This is a genomic window from uncultured Nocardioides sp. (assembly GCF_947489365.1).
Classification (GTDB): domain Bacteria; phylum Actinomycetota; class Actinomycetes; order Propionibacteriales; family Nocardioidaceae; genus Nocardioides.
The window spans coordinates 445,226-463,012 of the sequence record NZ_CANLDB010000003.1 but is presented as its reverse complement, the minus strand read 5'-3'; the positions used below and the strand labels follow the sequence as shown (position 1 = coordinate 463,012).

Here is a 17,787-nt window from a genome sequence, read left to right as displayed (position 1 = left end):
CCACACGAGCCGTCCGAGGAGACCCATGACCGAGACATTGGAGCGCCCCACGAGCGAGGGCACCGCCGACGACCGGGCGAACGCCTGGCTGTCGGGCTTCGAGAACGCCCTGACCTCCGGCGACGTCGAGCGCGCGTCGGGGATGTTCGCCGCCGAGAGCTACTGGCGCGACCTCATCTCCTTCACCTGGAACATCACGACCGTCGAGCACCCGGCCGGCGTCGCGGACCTGCTGGGCGGCACCCTCGAGCGGACGCGACCCTCCGGCTTCGCGACCACGGAGCCGGCCACCGAGGCCGACGGCGTCGTCACCGCCTGGATCGGCTTCGAGACCGCCGTCGGCCGGGGCTGGGGCCTCCTGCGGCTCGTCGACGAGAACGGCGAGGACAAGGCGTTCACGCTGCTCACCTCGATGTACGAGCTCAAGGGCCACGAGGAGCCCCGCGGCACCCACCGCCCGATGGGCGCGGAGCACGGCGCCAACAAGGAGCGCAAGACCTGGGCCGAGCAGCGCCAGGAGGAGGCCGAGTCGCTGGGGACGACGACCCAGCCCTACGTCCTCGTCATCGGCGGCGGCCAGGGCGGCATCGCCCTCGGCGCCCGCCTGCGGCAGCTCGGCGTCCCGAGCCTGGTCATCGACAAGCGGCCGCGGCCCGGCGACCAGTGGCGCAGCCGCTACAAGAGCCTCTGCCTGCACGACCCGGTCTGGTACGACCACCTGCCGTACCTGAAGTTCCCCGACAACTGGCCCGTCTTCGCGCCCAAGGACAAGATCGGCGACTGGCTGGAGTCGTACGTGAAGATCATGGAGGTCCCGTACTGGTCCTCCACCAAGGCGCTCTCGGCTCAGTGGAACGAGGCCCAGGGCGAGTGGGAGGTCGAGGTCGAGCGCGAGGGCACCACCCTCAAGCTGACCCCGCAGCACGTCGTCTTCGCGACCGGCATGTCCGGGCGGCCGCGGATGCCCGAGGTCGAGGGCACCGACGTGTTCCGCGGCGACGTCCACCACTCCTCGGCGCACCCCGGCCCGGACGCCTACCGGGGCAAGAAGGCCGTCGTCATCGGCTCCAACAACTCCTCCTTCGACATCTGCGGGGCGCTGTGGGAGAACGACGTCGACGTCACGATGGTGCAGCGGAGCTCGACGCACATCGTGAAGTCCGACTCGCTGATGGACATCGGCCTCGGTGACCTCTACTCCGAGCGGGCGCTCGAGGCGGGGATGACGACCGAGAAGGCCGACATGACCTTCGCGTCGCTGCCCTACCGGATCCTCCACCAGTTCCAGATCCCGGCGTACCAGCAGATGGCGGAGCGCGACAAGGACTTCTACGAGCGCCTCGAGGCCGCCGGCTTCGACCACGACTGGGGGGACGACGGGTCGGGCCTGTTCATGAAGTACCTGCGCCGGGGCTCCGGCTACTACATCGACGTGGGCGCCGCGGAGCTCGTCGCCAACGGCGACGTCAAGCTGGCGAAGGGCCAGATCTCCCACCTCACCGAGGACGCCGTCGTCCTCGAGGACGGCACCGAGCTGCCGGCCGACCTCGTCGTGTTCGCGACCGGCTACAACTCGATGAACGGGTGGGTCGCCGAGATCGTCGACCAGGAGACCGCGGACCGCCTCGGCAAGTGCTGGGGCCTCGGCTCCGACACCACCAAGGACCCCGGCCCCTGGGAGGGCGAGCAGCGCAACATGTGGAAGCCGACGCAGGTCGACAACCTGTGGATGCACGGCGGCAACCTCCACCAGTCGCGCCACTACTCCCTTTACCTGGCGCTGCAGCTGAAGGCGCGCTTCGAGGGCATGGACACCCCGGTGTGGGGCAAGCAGGAAGTGCACCACACCTCATGAGGGCCGCCCGGTTCCACGCCCGCGGCGACGTGCGCGTCGACGAGATCCCCGAGCCCGCCACCCTCGCCGGCACCGTCAAGGTCGAGGTGGAGTGGTGCGGCATCTGCGGCACCGACCTGCACGAGTACCTGGAGGGCCCGATCTTCGCGCCCACCCAGGAGGCCCCGCACCCGTTGACGGGTGAGGGCGCGCCGATCGTGCTCGGTCACGAGTTCGCGGGGGTCGTCGTCGAGCTCGGCGAGGGGGTCACCGACCTCCGGGTGGGGGACCGGGTGGTCGTCGAGCCGTACATCGTGTGCGGCCGCTGCGACGCCTGCCGGCAAGGTCGCTACAACGTGTGCGCGACCCTCGGCTTCGTCGGGCTCTCGGGCGGCGGTGGCGGCTTCTCGAGGTACGTCGTCGCCGAGCGCCGCTGGATCCACCCGCTCGGCGAGCTCGGCACCGACGTGGGGGCCCTGGTGGAGCCGCTGGCCGTGGCGTACCACGCGGTGCGGCTCTCGGGGGCGCAACCGTCCCACTCGGCGGTGGTCTTCGGCGCCGGCCCCATCGGCCTCGTCACGACCGCCTCGCTGAAGGCGGTCGGGGTCGAGGAGGTGATCGTCGTCGAGCCCGCGCGCGCCCGGAAGGAGAAGGCCCACGGGGCCGGCGCCGACCACGTGCTCGACCCCCGCGAGGTCGACGTCGTGGAGGCGGTCGCCGAGATCACGCAGGGTCGACGGGCCGACGTGTCCTTCGAGTGCGCCGGGATCGACCAGGTCCTCGCGACGGCGATCCGGTCCACCCGGGCCGGCGGCACCTGCGTCAACGTCGCCATCTGGGGCCACGAGGCGACGGTCGCCATGAACGACCTCGTCTTCAACGAGGTCGCCGTGCGCGGCAGCCTCGCCTACTGCGACGACCACCCCGCCACGATCGCGCTGGTGGCCGACGGCAAGGTCGACCCGTTCCAGTTCATCACCGGTCGCATCGGCCTCGACGACATCGTCGAGCAGGGCTTCCGCGAGCTGATCGACAACAAGGAGGAGAACGTCAAGATCCTCGTGAGCCCCGCGGACTGACCCCGCGGCCCCGCCCGCGGCGACGGGCGGCGACGGGCGGCGACGGGCGGCGGTTGGCGGCGGCTGGCGGGCACGGGAGACTGGTCCCGTGCCCGTCACCCGTGGATTCACCGGACGCCGGCGGCCCGTCGACCGCGAGGGTCGCCTGCCCCCCGGCCAGCACGACGTCGGCGACGGCTGGCCCGTGCTCACCGCCGAGGCCGAGCCCCACCTGCGCCCCGAGCAGGTCTCCGTCACCCTCGACGGGCTCGTCGCCACGGCGACCACCTGGTCGCTCGCCGAGCTGCAGGCGCTCCCGCACTCGACGTACGCCGGGGACATCCACTGCGTGACGAGCTGGTCCAAGCTCGGCACCCGCTTCACCGGCGTCTCCCTCGACGTCCTGCTCGAGGCCGCAGGCCCGCTGGAGCGCGCCACCCACGTGGTGGCGGAGTCCGTGACCGGCTACACGACCAACCTCCCGCTCGAGCACGTCACCGGCGGCCGCGCCTGGGTCGTCTGGGACCACGAGGGACGCCCGCTGCCGCCCGAGCACGGCGGGCCGCTGCGCCTGCTGGTGCCGCACCTGTACTTCTGGAAGTCCGCGAAGTGGGTCTCCCGGATCGAGCTGACCGACGTCGACCGGCCGGGGTTCTGGGAGCGCTACGGCTACCACGACCTCGGCGACCCCTGGACCGAGCAGCGGTACGTCGGGGATGCCTGAGCCCGGGACGCCGGAGATCCCCGGCGCGTGGACGACGGGGACCCTCGACCAGGTCCGGCGCGACGGGCGGCTCGCCTACCTCCGCCTCGCGCTGGAGACCCCCTTCACGCACGCCGCGGGCCAGCACTGCGTGGTGCGGTTGCGGGCCGAGGACGGCTACACCGCCCAGCGGTCGTACTCGGTCGCCTCCGCCCCCGGCGACGAGCTGCTCGAGCTGTGCGTCGAGTCGATGCCGGACGGCGAGGTCTCGGGCCACCTGCACGAGGAGGCGCGCGTCGGCGACACCGTGGAGGTGCGGGGGCCGATCGGGCGCTGGTTCACCTGGGGCGGACGGACGCCGAGCATCGCGGTGGTCGGCGGGACGGGCGTCGTCCCGGTCGTCTCGATGCTGCGGCACGCCCGCGCGCTCGGCGTGCACGACCGGCTGCGCGTCGTGGTGGTGACCCGCACGCTGGCCGAGCTGCCGTACGCCGACGAGCTGCTCGCCCACGGCGCGTTCGTGGCCACGACGCGGGAGAACTCCGTCGTCGACGGACGCGACCGGGTGGCCGCGACGCCGTACCCGGATGAGGTGGCGCCGCTGGCCGAGGGCGTCGAGCGGGCCTACGTCTGCGGCTCCCCCGGCTTCGCGTCGTACGGCGTGCGCCTGCTCGGCGAGGTCGGCGTGCGGCGCGACGTGATCAGGGTGGAGCAGTTCGGCCCGACAGGGTGAGGATGCGGTCATGGTCTGCGACGTCACGGCCTTGACCGTCGGCTCCCCCGACCCCGACCGGCTCGCGGCGTTCTGGGGTGGCCTGCTCACCGAGGACGTCTCGGTCCTGCGAGGCGCGCCCGCGCTCGTGGCACCCGATGGCGTCGGGTTCGCGCTGAGGTTCGTCCTCCACCCCAGCACGTTCCTCGAGGGCCGCCCCTTCTTCAGCTCGCTCGCCGGCGACGGCTTGGCCGACCCCGGGGGCAACGAGCTCTGCGTGGTCATGGCCTCCTGGAGCTAGGTCGCGGACCGGCCGTCGCGCACAACGGGACGAAGCCCCTGATCCGGGCCCGGAACGGCCGCTCGAGTGCCCTTCGTCCCGTTCTCCGCCACGTTCTCCGCCACCCTCACGCGGCCGGCTCGCCGAGGGTGACCGGCAGCGTGGCCCAGCCCCGCAGGATCCGCGTACGCCGGCGCCGCCGGCCGGGCCGGAGCGCGAGGTCGGGGTGGCGCTCGAACAGCGCCCGCAGGCCGACCTCGCCCTCCATCCGCGCGAGGGCCGCGCCGAGGCAGTAGTGCCGACCGGACGAGAACGAGACGTGGTCGCGGGCGTTGGGGCGGGCGACGTCGAAGACGTCCGGGTCGTCGAAGACGTCGGGGTCGCGGTTCGCGCCGGCGAGGAACGTCGTGACGACCTCGCCGCGGCGGACGGCCTCGCCCGCGACGTTGGTGTCGCGGCTGGCGACGCGGCCCGTGAGCAGCACCGGCGGGTCGATGCGCAGGACCTCGTCGACCGCGTTGGGCCACAGGTCGGGCTCGGCGCGGAGCCGCGCGAGCTGGTCGGGGTGCTCGCGCAGCAGGACGGTGCCGTTGCCGAGCAGGTTCACGGTGGTCTCGAACCCGGCCGCGAGGACGAGGCCGGCCGTCGCCTCGAGCTCGGCGTCGGTGAGGCCGACGCCGTCCTCCTGCTCGGCGACGAGGCGGCTCATCAGGTCGTCGCCGGGGGTGTCGCGCAGGCTCGCGAGGTGCGCGGCGAGCCAGTCCCGGAACGCCGCGAGCGAGCGCTCGACGTGCCGGAACTCGCGGTAGCCGAGCCCGATGTCGAGGCTCGGGGCGGCGGCAGCGCCGAACTCGAGCACGCGCTCCCGCTCCGAGGCGGGGACGCCGAGGATCTCGGCGATCACGGTCACGGGCAGCATCGCGCAGTACCGCTCCACGAGGTCGACCTCGCCGCCCGGACCGGCGGACGACGCCAGCTCGTCGAGCAGCTGGGCCGCGATCTCCTCGGTGCGTCCGCGCAGCGCCTCGACGGCCCTGACGGAGAACACGCGGGTGACGAGCTTGCGGTAGCGGGTGTGCGAGGGCGGCTCGCTCACCAGCAGCGACGGCGGCTGGAGCGGGCCGAGCTGGTCGGTCGCCTTCGCCCAGGCGCCCACCCGGCGCAGCGGACCCTGCTCGATGTCGAAGACCCCGGTGGCGAAGTCGTTGCTGCCCAGCACCTCCTTGACCGTCGGGAGGGAGGCGGTCAGCCGGACGAACTTCGCCCGGTGCAGCGGACCGCCCACCCGGGCGGCCTCGGCGATCTCCTGCAGGCGGGTCTCGCTGGCGGCCACGTCGTGCTCGAGCAGCTGCCCCTGCAGGTCCCCGCGGCGCCCCGCGGCCCGCATGGCCCGGCTGGGCAGCGCGTGGCCGAGCACCCAGCGTGCGGTCGGGCGGAGGTGGGTGTCGACCGGGCTCATGGGTCCAGTCTTACCGTGAACACCCGTGCTCCGACAGTGACGTGGGCCTCACCGGTGCCGGTGGGGCCGCTACTTGCGGCGGACCGTCGTCCACAGCTGGTCGTGGTCGCTGTGCGGCGCGTCGACGACCTTCGCGCAGCAGGCGCCACTGCCAGGACACGAAGCCGTAGTCGAACTTCGCGGTGCCCAGCGTGGGCTCGCCGTCGCGGCCGCAGCAGCCGTCGCTCTCGGTGAAGATGCCGTGGGCGCCGCCGCCGTACCCGGGCCGGTACATCGGGTCGAGCGTGTTCGTGGCCGGCTGGTCGTTGAAGTCGCCACCGACGTACGTCGCGAAGCCGCGCCGCACGTAGCCCTCCGTCACCTCGGCCACCCGCTTCGCCTGCGCGACGCGGTCGTAGCCGCGGCTGCGCTCGGCGGTGAGGTGGGTGGAGCAGGCGGCGACGCGGGAGCTGCGGCGGCTGACGCACACCAGCTCGCGGGAGCCCTCGCTCGTGGGCAGCACGACGCGACGACGGGTGGCCGGGCCGTTGCGGATCACGACGGCGTTGCCGAACTCGACGCCGCCGGGGCAGGCGCGGCCCTTGCCGAAGAACTCGACGCGGTAGCCGGTCAGGCGGCGGTCCACGGCGCGGGCCTGGTTGCCGCAGATCTCGTTGAGGGCGCCGGCGTACGGCTGCTCGCGACGGATCGACCGGACCAGGTCGCCCGCGACGGGGTCGACGCGGCCGTTGTTGCCCTGGGTGCGGCCGGCGACGTTGTGGGCGAAGAAGGTGACGACCGACCCCGCCACCGGCTCGGGGGGCGCGGCGGCGGTGGCCGGCGGCGGCAGGAGGAGCGCTGCGGCAGCAGCGAGGACGACGAGGGGGGCGACCCGTACCGAGATCATCTCCCCCACCCTGCCCGACCCCCTGTCACCCGGCGGCAGAACCCCCGAACCTGTGACCCGGGTGAGGACCGGGTGTGGGGCCGGTGAGGCGGCGGCGAGCAGGGCGGCCCCTCAGCGCGCCATCAGGGCGTCCAGCCCCACGGCCATCGCGGCCGCGACCCGCCAGTCCAGGCGCTGGTCCGGCACGTCGACGAGGTAGGTGTCGCGCACCCCGAACTTCTTCGTGCTGCTCATCACCGGCTGGCCCGCGCCGTCGGTGAAGTCGAAGTGGAAGGGCAGCGGGACGTCGACGAGGCGCCGGATGATCGCGATCGCGGCGTTGCGCTCCTGTCCCGTGGACTCCACGGCGGGCGTCGACAGGTGGAACGTCGTGCGGAGCAGGCTCTGCTTGAAGTCCTTGCGGAACGACCCGATGGACTGCCCGCCGGTGTCGGTCACGTCGTACGTCGCGCCCAGGTCGACGCGCTGCTGGGCCCGGAAGCCGAACACCGGGGTGCCACGGTCGGGGTCGGAGTAGAAGGTCACCTGCTCCCGGAACGCCATCCGCTTCTGCTGCGCGGTGGCGAGCAGACCGGCCGGCTTCCCGTCCGGTCCGCGCCGGTGGACGTCGTACCGGTTCACCATCATGGTGATCTTCTGCGTGACGACGAGGGCGGGTTCGTGGGCGACCATGCGCGCATCCTGGCAGGGATCTCAGGCCCGCGCGGCCGTCCTCGCCTCTGCGCGCTCGGCGGCCGGTGAGCCGGGCGTGGGGTACCAGCGCCACACCACGGCCGACTGCGCCATGGTCCACACCTGGCTGCACACCCAGTAGACGAGCAGCGCGACGGGGACGACGCCCCCCGCGAGCAGCATCCCGCCGGCGGAGACCAGCGGCATCGTGTTCTGGACCGTCACCATCATCTCGGGCGCGTCGGTCATCACCGTGTTCTGCCGCACGAGCCAGCGCTGGGTGGCGTACGACAGCAGCGCGGCGGTGGCGGCCAGGCCCGCGACGACGGCGAGGTGGCCGGCACCGGCGCCGAGGTAGCCGGCGTCGGCGAGCGGCACCCCGGCGAGGGTGGCCTGCCTCAGCGAGGAGACCTGTCCCGCGTCCATCAGACCGACCTCCTGGCCGCGGGCCAGGTTGGCGAGCAGGTGGTAGAGCGCGATCCAGACCGGGATCTGCACGAGCAGCGGCAGGCAGCCCCACCGGGAGACGCCGTGCTCCGCGGTGATGCGGCGCCGCTCCTCCATGAACTCGCGGGTGGCGTTCGGGTCCTTCGCGGCGGACCGCTCCTTGAACCGCTTCTGCAGCTCGGCGAGGTGGGGTCTCGCGCGGGCGTTGGCGTGCGCGAGGCGGACGCCGTGGACGGCGATGGGCAGCACGAGGGTGCGGACGACGACCACGACGGCCGCGATGCAGAGCACCCAGGTCGTCCCGGAGTCCGGGTCGGCGCCGAGCGCGGTGAGGCCGTCGTGGGTGGTCGCCACCACGGCGGCGAGGGCGTGGGAGATGGGGTCGAGCAGGGACACGGGTGTGCTCCAGGGATGGGTCGGGACAGGGCCTGAGGTGGCTCAGGCCGTCCCGGGAGCACGCGGGCGCAGCGGGTGGCGGTCGGGGTCGGTGACCCGTCCGCTCACCACCGGGGTGCCGCCGTACGACGTCCGCGGCGGGCGTGTCGTCACCGGGAGCCGCAGCACGGCCCCGCGGGCCCGGCCGGCGCAGAGCGCGGCGAGCGCGAGCGCCAGGACCGCTGCGGGCAGGGACGGCTCGGCCAGCAGCGTCAGCGACGGCACCAGCGCGAGCAGCACGCCCACGACCGCGGTCATGGGCCGATCCTAGGCCACGCACCCCCGCGACCCCGGCGCCGCACAGCCGCACAGCCGCACAGCCGCACAGCCGCACAGCCGCACAGCCGCACAGCCGCACAGCCGCACAGCCGCACAGCCTCACAGGGCGAGCAGCGCCTGGACGACGTACAGCGCGGACAGCGAGATCGCGAGGACGCCGAGGAGGTCCTTGAGCCGACGCTCGGGGACGTGCGGCTGGAGCCGGGCGCCCAGGTAGCCGCCGAGCAGGCCGCCGACCCCGGCGGCGAGACCCAGGCTCCAGTCGGGGGAGATCGTGTCGCTGCTGCCGGTGGCGAGCACCGCGAAGGCGACGACGCCGGCGATCGAGGTCACGAAGGTGCCGGCGAGCGCCGCGGGCGCGACCACGGCCATCGCCATGCCGGACCCGGCGAGGATCGGGGCGAGCAGGGAGCCGCCGCCGACGCCGTACAGGCCGCCGACGACGCCGGTGGCGAAGCCCAGGACGACGATCGTCCGCCGGGACGGCCCGGACCCGGACGGACGGGGCGCGCGACGTCGCAGCACCAGCAGGCCCGTGGGCAGCAGCACGGCCGCGGCGATGAGCCGGAACACCGTGGGGTCGCTGGCGACGTGGACCCGCAGCACCGCGCCCAGGACGACGCCGGGCAGGGAGCCGGTGACGATCGCGGTGACCAGCGGGCGGTCGACCTGCTTCTGGCGGACGTAGCGCAGCAGCGCCCCCGGCCCGGAGACCACGTTGTAGAGCAGGTTCGTCGGGGTGAGCCGGGGGTTCGGGACGTCGAGCAGCGTGAGCTGGACGGGCAGCAGGAACACCGCGCCGGAGACCCCGGCGGGGCTCGTGACGACCGCGATCAGGAAGCCCGCGACGAGTCCGATGGCGTCCCGCTGCCAGTCCACGCCTTCACCCCTGCCCGTCGGATCCCGCCACGCCAATGACCACAGTGCGGCGTAACTCCATTATCTATGTAGGCTTACCCTATCGGCGTCGGCTCGGGCCCGGCTCCATCCCCCTGTGCGGCCATGCCGCCGTCCCACCACCAGAAGGATGTCCATGCGAAAGACCGCGCCCGTGCGCCTCACGGCCCTGCTCCTCGTCGCGTCGGCCGGACTCGCCGGCTGCTCCGAGGCCACCACCGGCGGCGGTGGCGAGGAGGGTGTCGACGAGGTGCTGATCGGCTACTTCCCGAACATCACCCACGCCACCGCGATCGTCGCCGAGCAGGAGGGCTACTTCGACGAGCAGCTCGCCGAGGTCGACGCCGAGCCCGGCTACCAGCAGTTCAACTCCGGTTCCGACGCCTACCAGGCGGTGCAGGACGGCTCGCTGGCCATGAGCTTCATCGGCCCCGGCCCCGCGCTGACCGCCTTCGTCCAGGGCCCCGACTCGGTCCGCGTCGTCTCCGGCGCGGCCTCCGGTGGCGCGTCCCTCGTCGTCCAGGACGACATCGACGACCTCGCCGACCTCGAGGGCGAGCGCGTGGCCACCCCGAGCCTGGGCAACACCCAGGACGTCGCGGCCCGCGCCTACTTCGCCGACGAGGGCTACGAGACCGACCTGGAGGGCGGCGGCGACATCAACATCGTCCCGACCGACAACCCGGTCGCGGTCAACGAGTTCCGTGACGGCAACATCGCCGGCGCCTGGGTCCCCGAGCCGTGGGCCAGCATCCTGGTCGCCGAGGGCGGCAAGGTCCTGGTCGACGAGTCGGAGCTGTGGCCCGACACCGACGGCCAGTTCGTCACCACCCACCTGCTGGTCAACAAGGAGTTCCTCGACGAGAACCCCGACCAGGTCGAGGCCGTCCTGCGCGCCACCGTCGCCGCGAACGACTTCATCGCCACCGACTCCGACACCGCGCGCGACGAGGTGGGCGCCCGGGTGACCGAGCTGACCGACGCCCCGATCGAGCCCGACGTCCTCGCCGCCGCGTGGGACAAGCTGGAGTTCACCAACGACCCGATCGCGGCCTCCCTCGAGGAGGACGCGACCGACGCGGCCGGGGTCGACCTGCTCGACGGCCTCGACAGCGCCCCGCCGGTGACCGACATCTACGACCTCACCATCCTCAACCAGGTCCTCGCCGAGAACGGTGAGCAGGAGGTGCCGACGCCGTGAGCACCGTCTCGAGCAGCTCCCTCGCGAACAGCACCGCCACCGCGTCGACGCCCCAGGAGCGGACCGACCGTGGTGTCGCGGTCGACATCCGCGGCGTCTCCAAGGTGTTCGGCAGCGGCGCCGAGGAGGTCGTCGCCCTCTCCGACGTCGACCTCCAGATCGCCGCGGGCGAGTTCGTCTGCCTGCTCGGGGCCAGTGGCTGCGGCAAGTCGACGCTGCTGAACCTGGTGGCGGGACTCGACAAGCCGACCTCCGGCACCGTGGACACCCACGGCAAGCGGATCGCGTTCATGTTCCAGGAGGCCACGCTCTTCCCGTGGCTCACCCTGGCCCAGAACGTCGACCTCGCGCTGCGCCTGAACGGCATGGCGAAGGCCGACCGGAAGCCCCGGGTCGAGCAGCTGCTCGAGAAGGTCCGCCTCGGCGGCCGGGGCCACCGGCGTCCCCACGAGCTGTCCGGCGGCATGCGGCAGCGCGGCGCCCTGGCGCGCGTGCTGGCGCAGGACGCCGACATCGTCCTCATGGACGAGCCGTTCGCGGCGCTCGACGCCATGACCCGCGACGCGATGCACGACGAGATCGAGTCGCTGTGGTCCGAGCTCGGGCTGACCGTGATGTTCGTGACGCACAACGTCCGCGAGGCCGCCCGCCTGTCGGACCGCACCGTGCTCATGGAGTCGGGACCGGGACGGGTGAAGCAGATCTACCCGGTCCACCTGCCGCGTCCGCGGCACCTGGACGACCCCCACCTGACCGAGCAGGCCGCCCACATGACCGACGAGCTGAAGACGGAGGTGGCCCGGCATGTCCGCTGACGTCACCGAACGACCGACCACCGCCCCGCCCGCCGGCAAGGAGCCCGGCGCGCGCGCCGCGGCGAAGCCGGGTCGCGGCAAGGAGATCTTCGCGGCGGTCTGGCCGAAGGTCGCCGCCGTCGTGATCGTCCTGGCGATCTGGCAGCTGCTCTACACCTCGGGCTGGAAGCCGGACTACCGGTTCGCCTCCCCGGCCGACACGTTCGAGCGCCTGGTGTTCGTGGCCACCGGCAACGGCCCGTTCAACTTCTGGATGGGCGTGCAGAACACCGTCATGCGCGGCGTGCAGGGCTTCCTGCTGTCGCTGGTGATCGGTACGGCGCTCGGCATCGCGGTCTCGCAGTGGAAGCCGCTGCGCAACGCCATCGGCGCGATGATCACCGGCCTTCAGACGATGCCGTCGATCGTGTGGTTCCCCTTCGCGATCCTGATCTTCGGGCTCGACAGCGCGGCGATCTACTTCGTGATCCTCATGGGGGCCATCCCCTCGATCGCGAACGGCATCATCTCGGGCATCGACGACGTGCCCCCGGCGTACCTGCGGGCCGGGCACATGCTCGGCGCGCGGGGCTGGCGCCGCTACCGGTACGTCGTCATCCCGGCCGCGCTCCCGTCGTACGTGTCGGGGCTCAGCCAGGGCTGGGCGTTCGCCTGGCGCGGGCTGCTGGCCGGCGAGATCATCGTCTCGATCCCCGAGGTGCCCGCCCTCGGCACGCAGCTCAACCAGGCGGCCACCAACGGGCAGTCGTCGAACCTGCTCGCCCTCATGATCGTCATCCTGATCCTGGGCATGCTGGCGTCGTTCGTCTTCTCGTCGCTGGCCAACAGCATCCGCGCCCGCCGCGGGCTGACGGGCTTCACCGCCTCACGCTGAGGTCACCGCACACGACCCGGCCGGCCCCCACCCACGGGGCCTGCCGGGTCGTCGCACGTCCGGGGTCCCGACCGGGTCAGCTCGACTGACCCACCGCCCGCATCAGCATCTCGTTGACCGCATGGCGTCGCGGGCGCGTGACCATGAAGACGATGGAGTCGGCCACGTCGGAGGCCTCCAGCGCCTCGAGCTCGCCGAAGTCCTGGTCGCTGGTCATGTCGGTGACGACGAAGCCGGGCTCGACGAGGCCGACGCGGACCTGCTGCGGCCCCAGCTCGAGCCGCAGCGCCTCGCAGAAGGCACCCACGGCGTGCTTGGTGGCGGCGTACACGTTGGAGGTGGCCTTCGGCACCCGGCGTCCGCTCGCCGAGCTGACGGTCACGAGGTCGGCGATCCCCCGCTCCCCCTGCGCCGCGGCGACGAGGTGCGGGAGCGCGGCGTGGCTGGCGTGCAGGACGCCGTGGAGGTTGACGTCGACCATCGTGTGCCACTCGTCGAGGTCGGCGTCCGCGGCCAGCGACATCGACCCGACGCCGGCGTTGTTGACCAGCACGTCGATGCCACCGAGGTCCTCGGCGACCCGCGCGATGGTGTCGCGCACGGCCGCGGCGTCGGTGACGTCCACCTGGTACGCCGTCGCCGACGGGCCGATGTCTGCGGCGATGTCCTCCAGCAGGTCGGTACGACGGGCCAGCAGCGCCACCCGCGCCCCCTCGTCGGCCAGCGCGCGCGCCGTCGCCTCGCCGATGCCGCTGGAGGCGCCCGTCACCGCGACCCGCACCCCGGAAAGTCGTCCCTGAAGTCCGCTCATCCGGCCATGCTGACACGCCGGGCGCGCCCCGCCCGGCGGGTCAGCGACCGTGGACGTCGCCGCCGTCGCGGGTGCGCAGCTCGGAGTCGACCTCGCGCAGGATCGTGGCCTCGGCGCGGAGGTCGCCGAGGAGGTCCTCGACCCGCGTCGCGACCCACTCGGCCCGCTCGCTGCGCCCGAGCAGCGACGTCGGCTCGGGCTCGTGGGCGACGGCGTCGACCGTGCGGGCGAGGGACTCCCGGGCGGCCACCGCCTCCTCGCAGGCGTCGCGGAGCTCCGCCAGCTGGCGCAGGGCCCCGGCCCGCTGTCCCGGCGAGGGGGTCGCCAGGGAGGCGACGAGCTCGGGCACGACCTCGGCGGCCCGGCCGACCACCGTGCCCGGGCCCGGGTCCGTGGCGGTCGGCACGTGCTCCAGCACCTCCGCGGCGAGGCGGTCACCCTCGTCGAGGTCGTCGAGCCACGCGTCGAGGCGGGGCCGGCCCTCGTGGTGGGCCGCCCGGTCGGCCCGGCACTCCCACAGCGCGGCACGGACGGCGTGCCGCAGCTCGGCGGCGTACGGCTGGTGCGCGGAGCGCTGGCAGAGCGCGTCGGCCAGCTGGATCCGGCCCGTGAACGGCACGGACGCGGCGTCGTGGCCCCGGCGGCGCCAGGCGGCCGGGTGGTGGTGGGGCGGGACGCGGTCGGCCAGCGCGAGGGCCGCCACCACGGCCGGCAGGCCCGCGAGGAGCAGCAGCACGAGGCCGTCCGAGCGCCCCAGGGCCGGCGACGCCGCCGTCTGGAAGGTCACGACGAGGAGCACGAGGAGCGCGACCACGGTGGCGGCGGTGACGGACCGGGCGCTGGCGGGGAAGGGCAGCGCGCTCGCCACCCGCTGGGCCCGCGGCGGGCGCGGCAGCCGCTCGACCGCGTGCGCCTGGGCCAGGTCGATCGGGGCCGTCGGGTCGGTGACGACCACGTCGACCACCCGCATCCCCGCCGGGGCGACCCAGTGCAGGGGCTTCTCCCACACCGCGACCCCCCACGGGTAGCGGGCGACCGCCCAGCGCATCTCCCGCCCCATGACCGGCGGGCGCATGCGGTGGTGCTGCCACCACAACGCCGGTTGCGTCACGATGTCTCACCTCCGAGGTGCAGCCTGCCCGCCGGCTGTCGAGGCTAACCCTCGGTGGGACGTGCCCCGGTGAGGTGCGGGGATCTCGTGGCTCGGCCGTGGCCGGCCTCGCACCTCGATCTCCGGGGAGGGCCGTGGCCGCCTCGCACCTCGATCTCCGGGGCCGTCAGCCGTTCTTGTCCCAGGACCACGCGTAGGCGCCGTCGTCGCTGGCGAGGGCGGCCTCGCCGAGCTCGAGCGGCTTGAAGGTGTCGACCATGACCGCGAGCTCGTCGAACCGCTCCGCGCCGAGGCTGGCCTCGACGGCGCCGGGCTGCGGGCCGTGGGCGTGGCCGCCCGGGTGCAGGGAGATCGAGCCGATGCCGATGCCCGTGCCCTTGCGGGCCTCGTAGTCGCCGCCGACGTAGAACATGACCTCGTCGGAGTCGACGTTCGAGTGGTAGTACGGCACCGGGACGGCCAGCGGGTGGTAGTCGACCTTGCGCGGCACGAAGTTGCAGATGACGAAGTTCCAGCCCTCGAAGACCTGGTGGACCGGCGGCGGCTGGTGGACGCGTCCGGTGATGGGCTCGAAGTCGTCGACGTTGAAGGCGTAGGGGTAGAGGCAGCCGTCCCAGCCGACCACGTCGAACGGGTGGTGCGGGACGACGTGCACCGTCCCCGCCAGGCCGCCCGGGCCGTGGCCGCGGTGCTTGAGGTAGACCTCGACGTCGGTGTCGTCGACGACCCGCGGCGGGGTCGGCGGGCGCAGGTCGCGCTCGCAGTACGGCGCGTGCTCGAGGAACTGGCCGTACTTCGACAGGTAGCGCTTCGGCGGGGCGATGTGGCTGTTGGCCTCGACGGCGTACAGGCGCAGCGGGCCGTCGCCCGAGGGCACCCACCGGTGGGTGGTGGCGCGCGGCACGACGACGTAGTCGCCGCGGCCGACCTCGAGGTCGCCGAAGACGGTCTCGATGCGGCCGGTGCCGTCCTCGACGTACACGCACTCGTCGCCGACCGCGTTGCGGTAGAGCGGGGACGTCGCCCCGACGGCGGCGTACGAGATGCGGACGTCGGAGTTCGCGAGCACGAGGCGGCGTCCGGTGACGGCGTCCACGTCGCGCCAGGCCTCGCCCTCGAAGAGGGTGTGGAGCTTCAGGTGGAGCGGCACGAGCGGGTGGTTGGGGCGCGTCGTCTGGTCGGGCAGCTCCCACGTCCGCGCGGAGCGGATCGCCGACGGGACGTGGCGGTGGTAGAGCAGCGAGGCGTCGGAGGAGAAGCCCTCCTCCCCCATCAGCTCCTCGGAGTAGAGCGCACCGTCGTCGTCGCGGTGCTGCGTGTGCCGCTTGGGTGGTACGGCGCCCACGCGCTGGTAGTGAGCCATCGTCGCGTCCTTCCCGCGCCACCACGGTGTGGCGCAGGACGGACTCTTCCAGGCTCCTCCGCGGGTGTCAGTCGGCCACCGACAGGAACGGCCGCAGGACCGCCAGCACCAGCTCGGGGTTCGCGTACCCGCCGAAGTGGGTGGTGCCCGGCAGCACCGCGAGCTGCGAGGCGGGGAGGCCGTCGAAGTCGCCGTTCACGTCGCCGCCGCGCAGGCGGAGGAACTCCACGGCGTGGTCGAGGGTGACCATGTCGGCGTCGCCGACCGTGACCAGGGTGGGCGCGGCGATCGAGCGGACCTCGTCGTCGGTCCAGTCCATGCCCTCGAAGACGCGACCGAGCTTGTCGAGCAGGCCCTGGAGGTGCTCGCGGTCGGGGTGGGGCGACTTCGCGAGGTACGTCGCCTCCATCGGGCTCCCGGCGATCATGTCGACCGTCAGCTCGCCGACCGCCTCCTCGTTCTGCCCCCGCAGGCCGGCGGCGTTGAAGGAGACCGACGACAGCACCGCCCGGCGCACCCGGTCGGGGTGGCGCAGCGCGAGCGAGAGCGCGGCGGCACCGCCCAGGCTGTAGCCGACGACGTCGACCCGGTCGATGCCGAGGTGGTCGAGCAGCCCGACGGCGTCGTCCGCGAGGTGCTCGGGGCGCAGCGGACGGTCGACGTCGTTCGTGCCGCCGTGACCCTGGAGGTCCATCGCCACGACCTGCCGGTCGGCGGCGAGGCCGCCGATGATGCCGCCGAACTGCAGGTCGACGTCGAACAGGCCGCCGTGGAGCAGCAGGACGGGCGGCAGCCCGGACGGCTCACCGTGGATCTCGTGGTAGATGCTCAGGTCGCCGACGGGGGCGTGGCCGGTGGTGGTCGTCATGGCGGTCATGACCGGGAGTCCCGCCGGAACTCATCGGTGTGCGCGTCACCCCGGTGGTCGAGGTGCGAGGTCGCCCCGCGACCGAGCCGCGAGACCGCCGCACCAGGCCGTCTCACGTCTCACGGGGTCACCCTGCGGTGGCGGGGCGCTCCCGGGTGTCGTGGAGCTCGGCGTCGACCTCCCGCAGGACGACGACCTCGGCGCGCAGGTCGCGCAGGACCTCGCTCACCCGGTGGCGGCGCTCGTCGCGGTCCGCGTCGGCGGCGGCGAGGCGGAGGTCGGGGAGGACCGGCTCCCGCGAGGCCCGCGCGAGGGCGGCCTCGAGCGCCTCCCGCGCGTGGTGGGCCTCGCGGCACCCGTCGAGCAGGGCGCGGAGCTGCGTCACGGCCTCCCGTCGTACCGGCTCGAGGTCGCTCGCCGTGGCGTCCACGAGGTCCCGGGTCAGCGCCGCCGCCCGGGTCACGACCGCCGCGTGGGCGGCCGGCGCACCGACCATCGAGCGGGCGTACATCGCGATCCCCGTCGCCAGCTCGTCGGCGCGGTCGACGTCGGCGAGCCAGCGGTTCAGCGCGTTGGAGGTGAGCGAGTCCTGGGCCCGGCACCCCCACAGCGCGGCCCGGACGGCCCGGGCGACCTCGGGCGCGTGCGGGAGGTGGTGGTCGCTCGCCCGGTGGCACAGCGCGTCGGCCAGGTGGATGCGGCCGGTGAACGGGAGCTTCGCGGTGCGGCCCGCCGGACGTCGGGAGAGGCCGAACCACCCCCACCGGTCCCACGGCTCGCGCCACCGCGGGGCGGGGAGGCGGTCGAGGACGGCGTGGACGGCGGCGGCCACGGGGGCGCCGGGCTCGGCCACCGACACCTCGACGACGCGCAGCCGACGGTCGGGCTCACGGCGGGTGGGGCAGTCCCACAGGCTCGAACCCCAGGGGTGCTCGCCGACGACCCAGCGCTCGTGGGGCGCGCGGGAGGGCGCCGTCATGCGGTGGTGGTGCCACCAGAGCGTCGGCTCGGCCACGGTTCCCCCTCCCCTGAGCGGGAGGGTAGACCGGGTGGGGCTCCTCCGACAGGGCTGTCGGGAGATC

General features: G+C 73.5%; 19 protein-coding genes. 8 read left to right on the top strand and 11 right to left on the bottom strand.

What is annotated here, in order from left to right; genetic code table 11:
- The first annotated feature begins 25 nt into the window (after nt 1-25).
- From Q0858_RS11370 to Q0858_RS11350, 5 genes are all read left to right on the top strand, one after another.
- Nucleotides 26-1,855 carry an NAD(P)/FAD-dependent oxidoreductase gene (locus tag Q0858_RS11370; RefSeq protein WP_299054148.1) on the top strand — a complete coding sequence of 610 codons (1,830 nt, stop codon included), beginning with the start codon at nt 26-28 and terminating at the stop codon, nt 1,853-1,855.
- Nucleotides 1,852-2,913: a 2,3-butanediol dehydrogenase gene (locus Q0858_RS11365; protein WP_299054145.1), complete on the top strand. Its 1,062-nt coding sequence runs from the start codon at nt 1,852-1,854 to the stop codon at nt 2,911-2,913. The genes Q0858_RS11370 and Q0858_RS11365 overlap by 4 nt, the downstream gene beginning before the upstream one ends.
- Before the next feature lie 88 nt (nt 2,914-3,001).
- Nucleotides 3,002-3,616 carry a sulfite oxidase-like oxidoreductase gene (locus Q0858_RS11360; RefSeq protein ID WP_299054143.1) on the top strand — a complete coding sequence of 205 codons (615 nt, stop codon included), beginning with the start codon at nt 3,002-3,004 and terminating at the stop codon, nt 3,614-3,616.
- Nucleotides 3,609-4,328, top strand: coding sequence for an FAD-binding oxidoreductase (locus Q0858_RS11355; protein ID WP_299054140.1), 720 nt, complete (start codon nt 3,609-3,611; stop codon nt 4,326-4,328). The genes Q0858_RS11360 and Q0858_RS11355 overlap by 8 nt, the downstream gene beginning before the upstream one ends.
- Nucleotides 4,329-4,338: 10 nt before the next feature.
- On the top strand, nt 4,339-4,608 hold the full coding sequence (locus Q0858_RS11350) for a hypothetical protein (protein ID WP_299054137.1): 270 nt from the start codon (nt 4,339-4,341) through the stop codon (nt 4,606-4,608).
- Between the two features lie 106 nt (nt 4,609-4,714).
- Here Q0858_RS11350 and Q0858_RS11345 read toward each other — a convergent pair whose 3' ends face one another.
- From Q0858_RS11345 to Q0858_RS11320, 6 genes are all read right to left on the bottom strand, one after another.
- A complete protein-coding gene (locus Q0858_RS11345; protein WP_299054134.1) occupies nt 4,715-6,046 on the bottom strand; it encodes a cytochrome P450 in 1,332 nt (443 codons plus the stop codon).
- A gap of 10 nt (nt 6,047-6,056) precedes the next feature.
- Complete coding sequence (locus Q0858_RS11340; protein ID WP_299054130.1) at nt 6,057-6,932, bottom strand: hypothetical protein; 876 nt, start codon at nt 6,930-6,932, stop codon at nt 6,057-6,059.
- Nucleotides 6,933-7,043: 111 nt separating this feature from the next.
- A complete protein-coding gene (locus tag Q0858_RS11335) occupies nt 7,044-7,604 on the bottom strand; it encodes a hypothetical protein (protein ID WP_299054127.1) in 561 nt (186 codons plus the stop codon).
- A 21-nt stretch (nt 7,605-7,625) separates the two neighbouring features.
- Entirely contained in the window at nt 7,626-8,447 is an 822-nt protein-coding gene (yidC, locus tag Q0858_RS11330) for a membrane protein insertase YidC (RefSeq protein WP_299054124.1), read from the bottom strand.
- Nucleotides 8,448-8,489: 42 nt separating this feature from the next.
- Nucleotides 8,490-8,744 carry a hypothetical protein gene (locus Q0858_RS11325; protein ID WP_299054120.1) on the bottom strand — a complete coding sequence of 85 codons (255 nt, stop codon included), beginning with the start codon at nt 8,742-8,744 and terminating at the stop codon, nt 8,490-8,492.
- Between the two features lie 120 nt (nt 8,745-8,864).
- Nucleotides 8,865-9,644, bottom strand: a complete 780-nt coding sequence (locus tag Q0858_RS11320) for a sulfite exporter TauE/SafE family protein (protein WP_299054117.1) — start codon at nt 9,642-9,644, stop codon at nt 8,865-8,867.
- 154 nt (nt 9,645-9,798) lie between these two features.
- Between Q0858_RS11320 and Q0858_RS11315 the strand changes: the two genes are divergently transcribed.
- The 3 genes from Q0858_RS11315 to Q0858_RS11305 are packed head-to-tail and all read left to right on the top strand — an operon-like array spanning nt 9,799 to nt 12,552.
- The gene (locus tag Q0858_RS11315; protein ID WP_299054114.1) at nt 9,799-10,863 is read left to right on the top strand and encodes an ABC transporter substrate-binding protein; all 1,065 of its coding nucleotides are present in this window, start codon (nt 9,799-9,801) and stop codon (nt 10,861-10,863) included.
- Nucleotides 10,860-11,678 carry an ABC transporter ATP-binding protein gene (locus Q0858_RS11310; protein WP_299054111.1) on the top strand — a complete coding sequence of 273 codons (819 nt, stop codon included), beginning with the start codon at nt 10,860-10,862 and terminating at the stop codon, nt 11,676-11,678. The genes Q0858_RS11315 and Q0858_RS11310 overlap by 4 nt, the downstream gene beginning before the upstream one ends.
- Nucleotides 11,668-12,552: an ABC transporter permease subunit gene (locus Q0858_RS11305; protein WP_299054109.1), complete on the top strand. Its 885-nt coding sequence runs from the start codon at nt 11,668-11,670 to the stop codon at nt 12,550-12,552. The genes Q0858_RS11310 and Q0858_RS11305 overlap by 11 nt, the downstream gene beginning before the upstream one ends.
- 76 nt (nt 12,553-12,628) lie before the next feature.
- Here the strand turns inward: Q0858_RS11305 and Q0858_RS11300 are convergent, their stop codons facing one another.
- The 5 genes from Q0858_RS11300 to Q0858_RS11280 all read right to left on the bottom strand — a co-directional run bounded on the left by Q0858_RS11300 (nt 12,629) and on the right by Q0858_RS11280 (nt 17,720).
- Nucleotides 12,629-13,363: an SDR family oxidoreductase gene (locus Q0858_RS11300; RefSeq protein ID WP_299054106.1), complete on the bottom strand. Its 735-nt coding sequence runs from the start codon at nt 13,361-13,363 to the stop codon at nt 12,629-12,631.
- 40 nt (nt 13,364-13,403) lie between these two features.
- A complete protein-coding gene (locus Q0858_RS11295; RefSeq protein WP_299054103.1) occupies nt 13,404-14,474 on the bottom strand; it encodes a hypothetical protein in 1,071 nt (356 codons plus the stop codon).
- A gap of 166 nt (nt 14,475-14,640) precedes the next feature.
- Nucleotides 14,641-15,837: a cupin domain-containing protein gene (locus tag Q0858_RS11290; RefSeq protein ID WP_299054100.1), complete on the bottom strand. Its 1,197-nt coding sequence runs from the start codon at nt 15,835-15,837 to the stop codon at nt 14,641-14,643.
- 67 nt (nt 15,838-15,904) lie between these two features.
- Nucleotides 15,905-16,714, bottom strand: a complete 810-nt coding sequence (locus Q0858_RS11285) for an alpha/beta fold hydrolase (protein ID WP_299054097.1) — start codon at nt 16,712-16,714, stop codon at nt 15,905-15,907.
- 118 nt (nt 16,715-16,832) lie between these two features.
- Nucleotides 16,833-17,720: a hypothetical protein gene (locus tag Q0858_RS11280; RefSeq protein WP_299054094.1), complete on the bottom strand. Its 888-nt coding sequence runs from the start codon at nt 17,718-17,720 to the stop codon at nt 16,833-16,835.
- Nucleotides 17,721-17,787 lie beyond the last annotated feature (67 nt).

What these genes read in the sequence shown, in the direction of transcription:
- Q0858_RS11300 (WP_299054106.1), bottom strand. Translation starts at nt 13,363, where the DNA reads ATGAGCGGACTTCAGGGACGACTTTCCGGGGTGCGGGTCGCGGTGACG.
- Q0858_RS11340 (WP_299054130.1), bottom strand. Translation starts at nt 6,932, where the DNA reads ATGATCTCGGTACGGGTCGCCCCCCTCGTCGTCCTCGCTGCTGCCGCA.
- Q0858_RS11325 (WP_299054120.1), bottom strand. Translation starts at nt 8,744, where the DNA reads ATGACCGCGGTCGTGGGCGTGCTGCTCGCGCTGGTGCCGTCGCTGACG.
- Q0858_RS11355 (WP_299054140.1), top strand. Translation starts at nt 3,609, where the DNA reads ATGCCTGAGCCCGGGACGCCGGAGATCCCCGGCGCGTGGACGACGGGG.
- Q0858_RS11370 (WP_299054148.1), top strand. Translation starts at nt 26, where the DNA reads ATGACCGAGACATTGGAGCGCCCCACGAGCGAGGGCACCGCCGACGAC.
- Q0858_RS11350 (WP_299054137.1), top strand. Translation starts at nt 4,339, where the DNA reads ATGGTCTGCGACGTCACGGCCTTGACCGTCGGCTCCCCCGACCCCGAC.
- Q0858_RS11290 (WP_299054100.1), bottom strand. Translation starts at nt 15,837, where the DNA reads ATGGCTCACTACCAGCGCGTGGGCGCCGTACCACCCAAGCGGCACACG.
- Q0858_RS11345 (WP_299054134.1), bottom strand. Translation starts at nt 6,046, where the DNA reads ATGAGCCCGGTCGACACCCACCTCCGCCCGACCGCACGCTGGGTGCTC.
- Q0858_RS11335 (WP_299054127.1), bottom strand. Translation starts at nt 7,604, where the DNA reads ATGGTCGCCCACGAACCCGCCCTCGTCGTCACGCAGAAGATCACCATG.
- Q0858_RS11305 (WP_299054109.1), top strand. Translation starts at nt 11,668, where the DNA reads ATGTCCGCTGACGTCACCGAACGACCGACCACCGCCCCGCCCGCCGGC.
- Q0858_RS11285 (WP_299054097.1), bottom strand. Translation starts at nt 16,714, where the DNA reads ATGACCGCCATGACGACCACCACCGGCCACGCCCCCGTCGGCGACCTG.
- Q0858_RS11365 (WP_299054145.1), top strand. Translation starts at nt 1,852, where the DNA reads ATGAGGGCCGCCCGGTTCCACGCCCGCGGCGACGTGCGCGTCGACGAG.
- Q0858_RS11315 (WP_299054114.1), top strand. Translation starts at nt 9,799, where the DNA reads ATGCGAAAGACCGCGCCCGTGCGCCTCACGGCCCTGCTCCTCGTCGCG.